The sequence below is a fragment of the Leucothrix arctica genome (assembly GCF_003172895.1).
GTDB classification, from domain to species: Bacteria; Pseudomonadota; Gammaproteobacteria; order Thiotrichales; family Thiotrichaceae; genus Leucothrix; species Leucothrix arctica.
In genome coordinates this window covers 1-14,865 of the sequence record NZ_QGKL01000037.1, presented here as the reverse complement: position 1 = coordinate 14,865, position 14,865 = coordinate 1, and the positions used below count along the sequence as shown (strand labels likewise).

Sequence of the window (14,865 nt, the reverse complement as noted above, 5' to 3'; positions counted from 1 at the left end):
ACCAAAAATAACAGTTCAGGACAATAAAGCAAACAATAAAATATAAAAAGAACATTAAATAATCATTATTACTTCGTTTTATAGTAATAACGATACGCTGATCTATCATGTAACATCGCAAAGCTATTACGCTTACTTGTATTAGGCATCCCAGTCACTTTTAGTAGAGGGATTGACTTGTATCCATGCTTATAACCGCTTCCATCGAAAGCAAACTGATAGAACTGATTAGCATGACCTTTACGACCGATATAAAGTCGGTAGTCCTTTCCATCATGCAACATCGCCCAACGGCCATTGTTAGTAATCGTGGCTGGAGCACCTGTGATATTCATCACCTTAATTGAGTTATACCCATAAACGTAACTATTGCTTCCTGCTTTATAAGCAGCTTGGTATAACTTCTTTCCATCTTTACTGCGCTGGTATAAACGGTAATCTTTCCCATCATGTAGCATTGCAAAGCCTTTATTACTCGCATCAGCCGGCATACCCACAATCTTCAAAACCTTTATGGAGTTATAGCCATATTCATAGCGATTCGTTGAGCGATTAAAGCCAAACTGATAAATCGTGTCACGACTCCCTCTCTTAAAAAGGTATAGTCGATACATTGAGCCATCATGAAGCATTGCAACACGGCCATAACCTGTATCCGCAGGTGCACCGTATACTTTCATATTTAAGATAGAGTTGTGACCATATCTATACTCTGTTGAACCAGTAACATAAGCTGCTTGGTTTAAACTGCTCTGCTTACTAACTGCTGCAGTTACACATAATGAGTGCCCCAACTGTCTCGTGTCTTTTTGGCGAATTTTACACTGGTAACCCGGGCCATCAGCACTACCGCCACCCTCTATTCGTGCGATATCCCATTGCTGTAGCTTGCCGCAATAAGATTGACGATTACCGGCCACTTCTTGATAAGTAGCATGACGATAACCAGAAGGGCATTGCTCACCGGCGACGCGTTTAACATCCGCATAAGCAGATGTGGCCAACAGCAATGTGAGTGCTGGTACCAAAAATCCGAGCCTCGGTATTTTAAATTTCATATCCATGAATAAATTCCTCTCGCAACTGTGTTTATAAATATTTAAGGCCTGTCACATAACTTTTTGTTATTTCCGTGAATAGGCATTTTTTTGTTCGTACAACTAAAGTCTAGCGCAGCACTTCTAATGTCACCGTACCTAACCTTAGGTATAAAGAAGCGTTAGCGTTGGTAAAGCGAAAATAACTGGACTAGGATTGATCATACGACAGGTGAACTTCACCCTATTGCGGAGAGCCAAAATATATGAGTGCTAAGGCAGCTAAGACTATTTCAGTTATGGTGGTGGAGGATGACCCGACCATCCTAAACAGATTAATGACTATTATTGAAAACACCGCAGACTTTCAGCTTATTAATGGCTGCTCTACCGTTGCGGATGCAAAATCAGTCTTAGTAAAAAAAACACCTGATGTACTTTTGGTAGACTTAGACTTACCGGATGGTAACGGCATTGAATTAATCGAACTGGTACAGCATGAAGGCTTTGATACTGCCACCATGGTGATCAGTGTCTTTGGCGATGAAGGGCACATTCTGAATGCAATAGCAGCGGGTGCCAGCGGTTACTTACTCAAAGATGATCAATCTATACAAATTGAGACGGCTATTTCTGACTTAGCGCAAGGCGGTGCACCGATAAGCCCTAGCATCGCTCGACACCTTATGAAGCACTTCAGACCTGAAGAACAGCTGCTTGAAAAACTGACCAAACGCGAACAACAAGTATTACAAAAAGTAGCTAAAGGTTACACCTCCCAAGAAATAGCAGAGATGGAAGGACTGTCTTATCACACGGTCGCCACGCATGTTAAAAACATCTACCGCAAACTATCTGTTAACTCACGTGCAGAAGCCGTATTTGAAGCACTTAAAATGAATCTAATTTAAATGGCAGAAGCACCTAAAGACCGACCAATAATTAACAAAAAGGGCATGATATCGTTTGGCCTATTTGCCCTGTACGTTATTCTCGCTTTTTACGTAAGTTACTTAATGCAGCCCTCCCCACCTTCCCAGTACAAACTGGAAAGTGGTCAACTCATTTCTTCGCAAGTAAGTAACCCTGATGCACTATCAAGCGCTAAAAGAATCAATATCAGCTTACCCGGCTGGGTCTCTGCCCAGGACACTAGTAGTACCAGCCTTTGGTATATTTTACCTCTTAATCTAGATAACAAAACCCAACGAAAACTAGCTGTTTACTTAGAAAATGTGTCCCAAAATGCGGAAGTTTTTTTGAATAAAAAATGGCTTGGTAATGGTGGTTCAATGAGCGGTAACCTGACCAGAAACCGCAACCACACGCTGTTATTCGACTTTGATAAGACCTCACATCAAGGCAAACAAAATATACTATCAATCCATGTTGTAGGTGATCTAAGTAAAAATACTTACCTAGGCAATGTATATGTAGGGCCAAGCCAAATAATCAAACAATATGCCAGCATGCAAGACCATCTTCGAGTAGATTTGGTAACGGCAGTAACTTTTGCCATGTTACTAACCAGTATTTTCTTTAGTATTCTGTGGTTATTTAGACAAAACGACTCTCATTATTTATTTTACGCCATCTTCACTATTCTCTGGACTTACCACGACAGCAACCACTTTTTACGGGATATTCCAATAAACGTAATAACTTGGGAAATATTAGCCCCCTTAAGTTTTGGCTATACAATGCTCTGTGTGGTGTATTTTGTTCATCGCTATACTGGTGTTGTTGCTCGAAAAATTGAAAAGCTGGCTCTACTCTATGTTTTGATTTTATCGCTTCCGTTTCTCTATCATGACCTTGAATGGGTGATTTTTTACGCTTATTCGATTTGGAGTCCCGCAATAGCTTTCTTAGGCATATATACAATACATTTTATCTTCAAACAGTTTTTGAAAACCAAGGATGAGCAGTTAGTCACATTATTCATCGGTGGTATTTCTATCATGATCTTTGGTATGCATGATCTATTTTTAGCGACTCACGTTATCCCAAAACACTCTCCCTACATGATCCACTTCGCTGTCCTTTTGGTCATTATTGTTATCTCTATCAACCTTATCAACCGCTTTGTACGAAGCATGAACGTGGTTGAGCACTACAACCAAGAACTGCAACTAGAGATAAAACAAAAAACTGAAGAAATGGAATATAGCTATGGCATGCTGCAACAACTTACCAAAAAGTACAGTGTTGCAGAAGAAAGACAGCGTATTATGCGGGACATACACGACGGTATTGGCGGCCAACTAGTTGCTACTCTTGCAAGTATTGAAGCAGGCCAAGTAAACCCTAAGTTATTAAGCACAAGCCTCAAGGCTGCCTTACAAGACCTACGCCTTGTTATTGACTCCTTAGACTATGAAGCGGAAGACCTGCCAACATTGCTGGGTATGTTGCGCATGCGATTATCTGAGCAACTGTCTAATGCCTCTCTCAAGCTGCATTGGAAAGTTGAAAATCTGCCTCGCATTGATCACTTTGGTCCAACCAATGTGTTACATACAATGCGGATTGTGCAAGAAGCAATTACTAACGCCATTAAACATAGTAACGCTAAGAATTTAACGGTGAATACGGATGAATTCGTTCAAGATAATTTGCAATATGCATGCATTACAATAATAGATGATGGTATCGGTGCAGACTTAAACTCTTCATCAGGTCGAGGCTTATTAAACATGAAGAAACGGTCCGATTTAATCGGCGCTAATATTAGCTTTGATACACACTTGGGAAAAGGCATGTCTATTCGCTTAGAAATACCTGTTATACAAAAGCTAGGTCATCACTAAGATAAGCCTAGCTTTATATAGTCTTACTTTATTTAGGCTTATACCCTTTCTGGAATTCAGTCACAAACGTTGTCAACGCAGCTAACTCTTTTGAGTCCCAAGCAAGTGCTTTAGCCTGCATTGGAGACATCATGCAGAACTGGACAATTTGTTCAGCGTCTACTGCTAAATCAACACCTACCTGTGCTTTCACCATTGAGATAGAGTGAGGATAAGGCAGTGCAAAACTATTACTAAGCGTGTTGTAACCTGCATGACAAGTTGCACAAGATAAACCACCACTTGAACTTAGTGACGTGTCCTGCCAAAGCTTAGCGCCATAAGCTAATAATTCGTTTTTTTCACCTTGATAAGCCTTCACACCTTCTGGACGAGTAAGATCTTTCACTGTGATTCCAGCTGCAACACATGGGTTAGCTGCACATGGATTCTTAGCAGCGCATGGATTCTTAGCAGCGCATGGATTCCTAGCAGCGCATGGATTCTTAGCAGCGCATGGATTCTTAGCAGCGCATGGATTCTTAGCAGCGCATGGATTCTTAGCAGCGCATGGATTCTTAGCAGCGCATGGATTCTTAGCAGCGCATGGATTCTTAGCAGCGCATGGATTCTTAGCAGCGCATGGATTCTTAGCAGCGCATGGATTCTTAGCAGCGCATGGATTCTTAGCAGCGCATGGATTCTTAGCAGCGCATGGATTCTTAGCAGCGCATGGATTCTTAGCAGCGCATGGATTTGCTGCCTCTATTGATGTTTGACCAGATAATTTTTCAGAAATCGTAGGTGCTGCAATCACCGCTACACCAACGATCGCGGCAGCAACCGCCATTGACACTGGCGTCATTTTAAATTTTTTCATATTCTCTCTCCTGATTCATGCATCTAAAGCACGTTGAATGGCTATTATTTTTTGATCTACATCGATCGTTTTAAAACTGGCTATCTCAAGGTCTCTATCTTCAAATACATCTCTTTCAAGATATTTGGACTGCCACTCCCCAATCACCTCATCTCGACTCACAATCAGCTCCGCAATTTCTGACTTATAAAACCTAAACATTGCAGAGATCCAAAGATTAACAGCAAGATTAGGAAACGCATGGTCAACCTCAAACTGATCAATCATCGGCACAACGTCTTCAGCTCGATACCAAGCCTCACCCGTTACCCAACGATTAGTTGTAAACAAACCAATAGGCACACCCTCTTGATTCATCGAAATACAAACCAAATGCGACAGCGCATCATTACCTGAAGGCCATGGCTCTGTACTGGTATTTTTAATTGGCTTAGCAGAAGCGTGCATACCAGGCGCTCGCATGAAGGTATGAAAATGGCCATATTCGCCATTGATACCTCGGTGCGCGTGGAAATAGTATTGTGATTTTGACTCAGCATCGTAAACATCATCTTGCGGATAGTGAGAGAGCTCATAAAAGTCCCCTTGCCCTTTAAGGCACTCTCCAACAATGTTTAGACCACCTTTTTTTAGTGACAAGGCAGCAATTTTAAGTTGTTGCCCGATAACGAGCAACTCACTAAGTGACTCTTTTGAAAGGTGTTTTAAATCATCCATCTGAATACCGTATTTGAAAATATCTTCATATGAATACGATACGTCACTCAAAGTAGATGCATTATGAATATGTCTGGTTTTTATTCATTTATTTCAGGTGAAAAACGACAGTGGGTTGTTATCGTTTCGCCCTCTCGTAATAACGTTAAACCCTTGAGTGATTGATCAGGCCAGTTATGAGCGTTAACAGGATGTGTCACCGGCTCAAAACAGAAAAAGCTCCCCTGCCTATTTTTTGAGTAAATATGACATTCTGTGAAGTTTTTGCCCGCGTCTACAACAACACTCATATTACGTGACGGCCAAGTCAAAACCGCACGTTGATCCCAGCCAGTAAAACAGTTATCAAGCCCTGTTACAGGTAACTTATTAGATGTTCGAAAGTCCAGTTCTGGCTTATCAGAAACAACCACTTTAGATTCAGGTAAGTTATGCTCGTTACTGGTTATTACATGCTGTATAGACGCCTGAATTTCAGTATCTTCATCCTGCTTAAACCAAGGGTGTAAGCCCAGACCGTAAGGTAACTCGAGAGTGCTCAAGTTTGTTACTGACAAATCAATAGTCAAATCTTTACCCTGCAAGGTGTAAATCACCTCCGCTCGATACTCAAAAGGTCCAAGATTCTTAGATACCAATTCAAGTGTTAAAGATGTGTCTGAGGTCGCAATGCAAGTCCATGCTTTTAGAAAAGCATCACCATGTAACGGACTCTCATCACCTTCAATATTTGGCGCTAAAGGGTAAAATGTATCATTACAAAAAAAGCCGCCATCAGAGATACGATTACACCAAGGAACCAATAAATTACAAGCCATTTCAAAAGGCAGCTTAGAGTCGCCAGGCGCTGGACGAAAGATTGCATGACCATCAACAAAGTCATAACGTGAAATGGCAGCCCCCAAGTCATCTCTTATCTGTAAAACAACATCCTTATTGCTAATCTCAAGCATTTTGACTCTGTCCTCCTAGTAAACACATCCATTAAATAGCCCCGCTCGCAAGTTTCTGAGCGTTGTTATATTCATCCAATCAATAAACTGTAGCGTACAACCATTAAGTGCAGGCAAATACTCCTGAAATTATTAATTTTGCCTCGACTTTTTTCAACCTTTAAACGAGCTATTAATCATGCCTTCAATCAAACAACTTCTTCACTGGCCACTTGCCCTACTTCTTAGTCTCTTCGTTGCAGGAAATGCATTCGCTGTAGAACCGATTCATACCAATCTGTTTGGTAGTGCTATTGACGGGTATGACCCTGTTGCCTACTTTAAAGACAGCAAGCCAGTAAAAGGTGAGAATAAGTATTCCTACGAATGGAATGGCGCTAAGTGGTACTTCAAAAATGAAGCTAACAAAACAGACTTCGTTGCTGCACCAGAAAAGTATGCACCTCAGTACGGTGGATATTGCGCTTGGGCTGTCATTCAAGGCGCAGCCGTTAAAACAGATCCTAATGCGTGGCATATAGAAGATGGAAAACTGTACCTAAACTATAGCCAAGATGTTCAAACTCAGTGGAGTGCGGACATTCCAGGTAACATCAAAAAAGCAGATGTGCAGTGGCCTTCAGTATTAGCAAAATAAGGGAAGCCACTCGCTATAATCTTATTTAGGAAAGAGAACCAACATGTAAAAGGCTGCCACAGTGGGCAGCCTTTTACTCACTGAAATTAGTGAAGCTTAACTCATCAACTCAGCTGGAATATCGCAAACAGGGATAGAATTCATTTTATGCTGGTTAGCACGATTTAAGCGTGTGTAAATTGCTAAGACTTCTTTCTCGCGCTCAGTCAACGTTGTTTCTGGCTGACTGCTTTCGTCATACTTCATAGCCCATTCTAACTCAGGGTAACTTGCACCGATTTGATCTTCATCGGAACGGTCATCACCCCACAAACCATCTGTTGGTTTAGCGACTTGAATAGCATCAATGACACCTAACGTTTTGGCTAAACTAAACACTTCAGTTTTCATAAGGTCTGCAATCGGGCTTATATCAACGCCACCATCACCGTACTTTGTGTAAAAGCCAACACCAAAATCTTCAACCTTATTTCCCGTGCCCGCAACAATATAGTTATGCAAGCCAGCAAAGTAATACAAAGTAGTCATGCGTAAACGTGCACGTGCATTAGCGAGTGATAAGAAGCGCAAGTCTTCACTTTCAACGGCAGGTAAGCCGTCAACAAACTGATCAAAAACAGGCGTTAAGTCTGTCTCAATAGAGCTGACGTTAGGATACTTAGCTTCAAGCTGCTGAATATGTTCACGTGCGCGGGTCACTTGAGAGTCAGCTTGGTGAATTGGCATTTCAAGGCAAAGCACAGGAAGACCAGTTTTAGCGGCCAACGTTGAAGTTAGTGCGGAATCAATCCCACCCGAAACGCCAACAACAAATCCTTTAGTCGATGATTTAATGACGTAGCCCTTCATCCAGTCAACAATATAATCAATAACTGCTGTGTTGTTCATATTTGCATCCACTATTAATGAGTCTAAAGACTTAATGGTATGCAAAAAAACGTCAGAAAGCACTGTTACTGATCAAAGTAGTACAAACAAGATAAAACACTACATTTCACACCTAAAACATATTACTTGACCTAATAAGACCGTTAAAAGGTAGACAATTATTCAACTGAGAATATCAAAATAGTTATTTACGTAGAAAATTAAAGGCGTAGGATATCCATAAGGTCATTATTGAAAAATCTTAAGAGTAGTATCATGAATTACAATAGTACAGATAGTGTTGCTGAGGTACTAGCTGAAAAAGCTAACTCTGCACACCTTAAGTTAGATGAGAACATTGAGTGGCTTAAACAACAAATGAGCCCTTACTTCCTTAGACTTAATCAAGATGAGAGCGATGCGCTGTCATTACTAGCAACTAGTTTGCATAGACTAGAGAACTATAAGCGCTTAACACTTGTTGATCGCCCCGAGTGCTTGATGCTTGCTCAGATTGATGAGAAAGGTTCGCTGTATCGAACACTGCATAATATACCGCTGCAGAAAATTACTTACTTAGAAATAACGACATCATTTGGTCAGCTGCCAAACAGTGAAATGAATCTAGAGGTAGTTCGCTGTAACTTCAACTCCACTGGCCATCGTTCAGATGATGACCAACAGCAAACAGAAGTCCCTGCAGAAACAATAGCTAACACGACTGAAGCGATGAAAGTGTTAGACGATGGTTTTGACGTCAGCACTATTCCAGATTTACTAGGGACAATTTGGAATACAGATAGAGAGTATGTGCGTCTATCACCCGTTAAGCGTATTGCTAGGTTATTACGCCTTTACAGTGATACCGAAAATAATGGTGGTATTTATCTTCGCCGTGAAACAACAAGCCATGGTGAATATCGTATCTCCTTTGGTGTGACCAACCCGCCTCATGCTGGTTTTGTAGTGCAGCTACTGGAAGTATTCCAACGATTAAATATCAGTGTAAAGCGCTCATATGCCCAGACGATTGATCATGATTTATCACCTTGTTTCCTTGCAACGTTCTATGTAAAACCTCGCGATGAGCAGCCTCTTAATGCAGGTAGTCCACTCTACGCAACGCTAAAACGTGAGCTATACAACACTCAAATTTTGTCTACAGGTGCAAGCAGTTATAGAGCACTCGTTGAAACCGGTTTGATGACGGGTAACGATGCAACATTAATTACTGCAATGATTGGTTTCTGTCACACTAACTTAGCGCACAGCGATCCGGATCTTTTCGATCTAGAAAACATCATGCCTGCGTTCCACAATAATCCAAGTATCAGTGGTCAATTATTAAATCTATTTTACACTCGCTTCAACCCTGAGATTGATACAAAAGACCGTAAATCTGATTACGAAGCGGAACTAACAAAGACGCTTGAAATGGTTGAATCATTCAACTCTGGGCGTCGTAAGTTAGATAGTTTCCGTCGCACAATCTTTAGCTGTGCAACATCATTCATTCGGTTCTGTCTTAAGACAAACTTCTTTGTTCCAGAGAAGCATGCACTAGCCTTCCGTTTAGACCCTAAGTACTTAGAAACTCTGGATGCATCGTTTACTAATGACCTTCCGACTGATCGCCCATTCCGTATTACCTACTTCTCAGGTCGTCGAGGCTCGGGTTATCACATTGGTTTCTCTGATATTGCACGTGGTGGCTGGAGAACCTTGATCACTCAGAGTCGTGACGATTATATTACGAGCGCAAGTACGATCTTTAAAGAGAACTATGTACTGGCACACACACAACACCTTAAGAACAAGGATATTTATGAAGGTGGCTCTAAGATGGTTGCCATCCTTAATATTGACCCTCGTTCGACCGCTGAGCAGCGTCAACAGTACCTGTATAAGCTTCAATTCGGCTTTATTAATGCCTTCTTGGATTTGTATATTACTGAAAATGGCTTAGCTAAAGACTTACGTGTTGTCGATTATTATGGTCAAGATGAGCCTATCGAACTTGGCCCAGATGAAAACATGCACAACGTCATGATCGAGCTAATTGCAAAGACCGCAAAAGAGCGTGGCTATGTACTTGGTACCGGCATCATGTCGAGTAAGCAGGTTGGTATTAACCATAAAGACTACGGTGTAACGTCAATCGGTGTAATTCGTTTTGCAGAAGTAACCATGAAGTCTTTGGGTATAGATATGCACCAAGATCGCTTCAGTGTGAAGTTTACTGGTGGCCCGAATGGTGATGTTGCCGGTAATGGTATGCGCCTGCTTTATGAGCGCTGCCCTAATGTTGCGATCAAACTCATTATCGATGGAACGGGCGCACTCTTTGACCCAGAAGGTCTCGATAAAGAAGCAATGAGCAAGGTCATTTTAAAAACTGATCTTGATGGTTTTGATACCTCTGCTTTGCATGTTGGTGGCTTCATGATTTATCGCATGCAGACACGTAAAGAAGACATGAGTGTGATGTATCGTAAGTTGATCATGACAGAATCTGGAATTGAAGAAGAATGGATTTCAACAGATGCGTTCTATAAGCTGTTTAACAACTTAGTTTTCACTGTCGAAACCGACTTATTCATCCCTGCAGGCGGGCGTCCTGAAACGATTGACGCTAGTAATGCTGAGCGATTTTTCCTTAAAGATGGCACGCCAAGCTCTTCGGTTATCGTAGAGGGTGCAAACTCGTTCATCACACCAAAAGCACGTACGATGCTGCAACAAAATGGTGTTGTGATCATGCGTGATGCGTCTGCCAATAAGTGTGGTGTTATCTCTTCTTCTTACGAAATCATTGCTAACTTAATGCTTAGTGAAGAAGAGTTTTTGGCTAACAAAGATGAGTATGTAGATGATGTCATCGTAATACTTAACCGTATGGCAGAGCAGGAAGCTGAAGCAATCTTATTACGCTACAAGCAACAAGAAGGTGCGATTACGTATACTGACCTTTCTAATAAGATCAGTCGTGAGATTAATTCACATTACGCACGCATGTTCGAGTTCTTCCAAGCGAACCCTGAACGCTGTAACCAGCCTAATCATATCTCCGCTATCCTCAATCACATGCCTTCTATCATCCGTGATAACAAGAAATGGCATGAGCGTATTGATCGCTTACCGAAGAAAGTTACCTACGCTATTTTAGCGAGTAAGCTAGCCTCAGCGATGGTGTATGCAGGAAATGATAATAGTTTGTACGAAGACTTAATTGATGCACAGCTAAAACGTATCAAATAAGATAAGAAACAACTATTGTTGATATAGGGGAAGCCTGCCAAGGCTTTCCCTATTATCGGATAACGAAGAAGCATGGCATAAGTAACTGATAGACTAAAAATCATCACTAACAAAAATAATATTGCTGCCATGAATATTGGACTAATCATTTTCACTTCACTTATTGTTGCCCCCTTTGCTTGGGGTATCGCAATCTATAACCAACTCGTCACGTTAAAAAATAACGCCAAGAAGTCATGGAGTAATATAGATATTCTCCTAAAACAGCGTAACAGTGAGCTGCCAAAACTTATTGATACTTGCAAACAACACATGGACTACGAACAAGAAACACTTGTTCGCGTCATTGCTGCAAGAAAAAATGCTGAAGCAGCGCTTCAATCTGGTGATATCCAACAACTAAGTAGTGCCGAGCACTCTCTAGAAAATAGCTTAATTAACTTATTTTCAGTGGTAGAGGACTACCCAGAACTTAAAGCAAGTGATGCTTTCCTGCGCTTACAGACCCGTATTACCTCGCTTGAAGATAGTATTTCTGACCGTCGTGAGTTTTATAATGAATCTGCAGCGACCATGAATACTCGTCGAGAACAATTCCCAGACAATATCGTTGCTAACATCTTTAACTTTGAAGCTTTCCAGTTAATGGAGTTTCAGTTGAGCGAGCTAAATGATGTATCCGTTGCCGATGCTTTCAAAAGCTAATTTTCAATAAGTAGGGATACCCGATGTATCTATTTTCCTTAAGAGGCTTATTGGTCGCTATTTTCAGCAACTGGTTGTATCCCTGCTTTTTAGCGTTGATTGTATTTATTATTCCATCTAGTGAAAGGCCTGTTTATTTAGCCATTTTTGCTGTCAGTAGTTTAATTGCATCACTAATTCTTTTTAAAAGGTTTAGAACTCTAAGTGACACTTGCAGGACATCATTGCGAACAGTTGCGCAAGGGTATGTGGAGCTAGAAGGGACGGCAATGACTTTCCTTGGCGAAACAGGGCCAGGACCTTTTTATCTTCCACCTACGGTTTGGTTTTGCACACCTAAACAACGCAGTGTTGATGGATTTCTTGTGACAGATGAGTATGGTAGTTGTACTGTCGACCCACAAAAGGCCGAAATCATTGCCCCACTATTCAACCGACAACAACACTGGTACAGAGCCATACACCCCGGCGAAACAGTTTATATTTTAGGACAGCTAACAACACTTAGTCGCCATTACACGGATACGGACAAACGTCAGGCAACACTACACCTCTTAGCAGATTGGAAAAAAGATCATGTTGAAATGCTTCATCGCTTTGACAAAAATGGTAATGGAAAAATAGATCAGCATGAACTAATGGTTGCACGACAGGCAGCAGAAGTAGTCGTAGACAATAACCATGATCACGAATACAGACAGTCTGCTTCACACATAGTAGAACAGACTACAGATGGTAGACCCTTTATTATTTCTAGTATCCCTCCAGATAAATTACTGAAACGTTATTCATTCTGGATGGTCGCGCACATAGTTACATGGCTGGCACTGTCAGTACTTGCATTGTTACTTGGCTAATAGAAAACGTAGTATCAATTCACGACGAGCATTATTACTCCCTAGATCTTTTAAAGGAGCTATCTTTCCATGTTTGATTGCTATGCGCTTCATGATGAAACTACGTATTGCTGTCTGTCTAATTTCACTAATATAGATATCACCCAGCCCACCGCTACGTAAGATTTCAAGCGCAGGAGCTAAATCATTTCGGCCAATATGCTGTTGTTCACTACTAGGCTGCCCCAACTGATGACCTTCTGGACGCCCCTTAGAATACTCTTCAGACCTTAGTCTCAACCAAGCTTGTAACTGATTAGCACCAACTGGATCACTTTCAACATACTCCGAATACTGAGTCATACTAAATTCTTCAAGGTAGGCATTGTAATTAAAATCAGTTAATCCTAAAGACATATGCTCGATATTTGTTGGAATTTCATGCCTTAAATCAGTAATCTCTAATGGGCTGGAACTACCATCCTCAAGAGTTAATACATTACCTTCAGAGCCAGTATCTACTTCAGCATATTCAACTAAATCACAGCCCTTTTCTTTTGCAAAGGACAGTATTGTTACGACACCATCTTCAGCCATATTGCCACCGATTCTAGCTGGATATAGCCTTATTTGAGGCGTTTCACCACCCTCGACTTTATGTAACTTGTTCCCTGAAATAACACCTCCAGTTAAAAGTCCTGCTATAGAAATCGTATGAGAGCCGAGCGTTTTAATGTCATTATTTATAATTCGAAGATTACGGTGCATCCCATCACTAGCAAAAACACCCTGAAGTGGACCATTAGGTGCTTCAATTTTGCAATCTCGAATACATACATCATTCAATATAGTCCCTGCTAACTGATCACCTAAACGACGCGAAACACCATTAATTTCTTTATGTAATACGGGGGGAATTAGCTGTATTGCGTCACGATGTGAATCGTTGTAATGGCGTAGATCAGTTATACACAAGTTACTAACTTGAACATTGTGGTGCCACACTCTTACAGCATCGGTTTGTTCTTCATGAAGTAGCTGTATATTACTTTTACCCGAGAACTTTACTGTTGTTCTTGGAGAAGCTTCCTCACTTACACAGCTTGCATGACAGGTTTCTTGATCTAAAATATATAAGCATTCATGTTGTCGCTCGGGTGGAGCTAAAAAAACATCATTACTTCCCGTGAGTTCGGCTAATTTTTTAGGATGATTATCTAAAATATTTTGGGCCTGAGACGCCCTTAATTTGTATGCGCCTAAATTAGCTTTGGCTCTCGTTATTTTTTCTAACTGATCTTGTCCTAATAGCTGGAGACTTTCTAATTTCTCTATATAACTTACTAAATAGTTAGGGCTATCTGGCTTCAAATACTTATCAGTCTGAGCAATAGCTTCTTTTGCATTCTCTAGCTCTCTAATATAGTGATGAAAAAGTGTATGAGTTGTTATTACTTCACTTTTCATATGACTCTCCAGTCTTTCTTTTCAGTAAGCGTATATTAACGCTATTTTGATTATCTAGATGTACAACTACTCACCTTATTTCAGGCATAAAAAAAGCCCTGTCACAGTATTATCTGTAAACAGGGCTTCCTATTAAATCTTGGCAATGACCTACTTTCACATGGGGAAACCCCACACTATCATCGGCGATGACACTTTTCACTGCTGAGTTCGAGATGGGATCAGGTGGTTCAATGTCTCTATGGTTACCAAGAAAACCGGTGTGTGATACCTGTTGTCAATACGTTAACCTCAGTCAACGGCCCACAACAGGCTCACGAATAAGTAATAATCTAGTAGCGGTTACCCGCTATTGTCTGTTTGTCACACTTTCTCTCAACAAACCATTCAAGGTTATAGAATCAAGCCTCACGGGCAATTAGTACACCTTAGCTACATCCATTACTGGACTTCCACATGGTGCCTATCAACGTCGTAGTCTTCAACGGCCCTTTAGGGGAATCTAGTTCCCAGAGAATACTCATCTTGGATGAGGCTTCCCGCTTAGATGCTTTCAGCGGTTATCCTTTCCGAACTTAGCTACCCGGCTATGCCACTGGCGTGACAACCGGTACACCAGAGGTTCGTCCACTCCGGTCCTCTCGTACTAGGAGCAGCTTTCCTCAATATTCTAACGCCCACACCAGATAGGGACCGAACTGTCTCACGACGTTCTGAAC

General features: G+C 41.2%; 13 protein-coding genes and 2 rRNA genes. 7 read left to right on the top strand and 8 right to left on the bottom strand.

The genetic code is table 11. The features are described 5' to 3' along the window. Positions 1–68: 68 nt before the first annotated feature. Positions 69–1,064 carry a hypothetical protein gene (locus DKT75_RS13725; RefSeq protein ID WP_211665431.1) on the bottom strand — a complete coding sequence of 332 codons (996 nt, stop codon included), beginning with the start codon at positions 1,062–1,064 and terminating at the stop codon, positions 69–71. 239 nt (positions 1,065–1,303) lie between these two features. Between DKT75_RS13725 and DKT75_RS13720 the strand changes: the two genes are divergently transcribed. Next, positions 1,304–1,948, top strand: coding sequence for a LuxR C-terminal-related transcriptional regulator (locus DKT75_RS13720; protein ID WP_109824011.1), 645 nt, complete (start codon positions 1,304–1,306; stop codon positions 1,946–1,948). A gap of 105 nt (positions 1,949–2,053) precedes the next feature. Further along, complete coding sequence (locus DKT75_RS13715; protein ID WP_158278877.1) at positions 2,054–3,847, top strand: sensor histidine kinase; 1,794 nt, start codon at positions 2,054–2,056, stop codon at positions 3,845–3,847. A gap of 28 nt (positions 3,848–3,875) precedes the next feature. Here DKT75_RS13715 and DKT75_RS21845 read toward each other — a convergent pair whose 3' ends face one another. Beyond that, positions 3,876–4,235, bottom strand: a complete 360-nt coding sequence (locus DKT75_RS21845; protein ID WP_158278876.1) for a cytochrome c peroxidase — start codon at positions 4,233–4,235, stop codon at positions 3,876–3,878. 1 nt (position 4,236) lies between these two features. Between DKT75_RS21845 and DKT75_RS21840 the strand changes: the two genes are divergently transcribed. Next, complete coding sequence (locus DKT75_RS21840; RefSeq protein ID WP_158278875.1) at positions 4,237–4,605, top strand: hypothetical protein; 369 nt, start codon at positions 4,237–4,239, stop codon at positions 4,603–4,605. Between the two features lie 116 nt (positions 4,606–4,721). Here the strand turns inward: DKT75_RS21840 and DKT75_RS13705 are convergent, their stop codons facing one another. Together DKT75_RS13705 and DKT75_RS13700 are read right to left on the bottom strand one after the other, a co-directional pair. Continuing rightward, on the bottom strand, positions 4,722–5,423 hold the full coding sequence (locus tag DKT75_RS13705; protein WP_109824008.1) for a DUF6969 family protein: 702 nt from the start codon (positions 5,421–5,423) through the stop codon (positions 4,722–4,724). An 80-nt stretch (positions 5,424–5,503) separates the two neighbouring features. Then, on the bottom strand, positions 5,504–6,376 hold the full coding sequence (locus DKT75_RS13700) for an aldose 1-epimerase (RefSeq protein WP_109824007.1): 873 nt from the start codon (positions 6,374–6,376) through the stop codon (positions 5,504–5,506). A gap of 178 nt (positions 6,377–6,554) precedes the next feature. Between DKT75_RS13700 and DKT75_RS13695 the strand changes: the two genes are divergently transcribed. After that, complete coding sequence (locus DKT75_RS13695; protein ID WP_109824006.1) at positions 6,555–7,013, top strand: YHS domain-containing (seleno)protein; 459 nt, start codon at positions 6,555–6,557, stop codon at positions 7,011–7,013. Between the two features lie 96 nt (positions 7,014–7,109). On the opposite strand, the gene nadE is transcribed toward DKT75_RS13695, so the two are convergent. After that, a complete protein-coding gene (nadE, locus tag DKT75_RS13690) occupies positions 7,110–7,901 on the bottom strand; it encodes an NAD(+) synthase (protein ID WP_109824005.1) in 792 nt (263 codons plus the stop codon). Between the two features lie 255 nt (positions 7,902–8,156). On the opposite strand from nadE, the gene DKT75_RS13685 reads away from it, so the two are divergent. The 3 genes from DKT75_RS13685 to DKT75_RS13675 all read left to right on the top strand — a co-directional run bounded on the left by DKT75_RS13685 (position 8,157) and on the right by DKT75_RS13675 (position 12,700). Continuing rightward, positions 8,157–11,138: an NAD-glutamate dehydrogenase domain-containing protein gene (locus DKT75_RS13685; RefSeq protein ID WP_109824004.1), complete on the top strand. Its 2,982-nt coding sequence runs from the start codon at positions 8,157–8,159 to the stop codon at positions 11,136–11,138. A gap of 129 nt (positions 11,139–11,267) precedes the next feature. Further along, positions 11,268–11,843, top strand: a complete 576-nt coding sequence (locus tag DKT75_RS13680; protein WP_109824003.1) for a LemA family protein — start codon at positions 11,268–11,270, stop codon at positions 11,841–11,843. Positions 11,844–12,067: 224 nt separating this feature from the next. Then, a complete protein-coding gene (locus DKT75_RS13675; RefSeq protein ID WP_146201385.1) occupies positions 12,068–12,700 on the top strand; it encodes an EF-hand domain-containing protein in 633 nt (210 codons plus the stop codon). Here the strand turns inward: DKT75_RS13675 and DKT75_RS13670 are convergent. From DKT75_RS13670 to DKT75_RS13660, 3 genes are all read right to left on the bottom strand, one after another. After that, a complete protein-coding gene (locus DKT75_RS13670) occupies positions 12,689–14,146 on the bottom strand; it encodes a hypothetical protein (RefSeq protein WP_109824001.1) in 1,458 nt (485 codons plus the stop codon). The two genes, DKT75_RS13675 and DKT75_RS13670, sit on opposite strands and share 12 nt — an antisense overlap. A 137-nt stretch (positions 14,147–14,283) precedes the next feature. Next, positions 14,284–14,399, bottom strand: a 5S ribosomal RNA gene (gene rrf, locus DKT75_RS13665). Positions 14,400–14,543: 144 nt separating this feature from the next. Beyond that, positions 14,544–14,865: ribosomal RNA gene (locus tag DKT75_RS13660) — 23S ribosomal RNA — on the bottom strand; the annotation flags it as partial.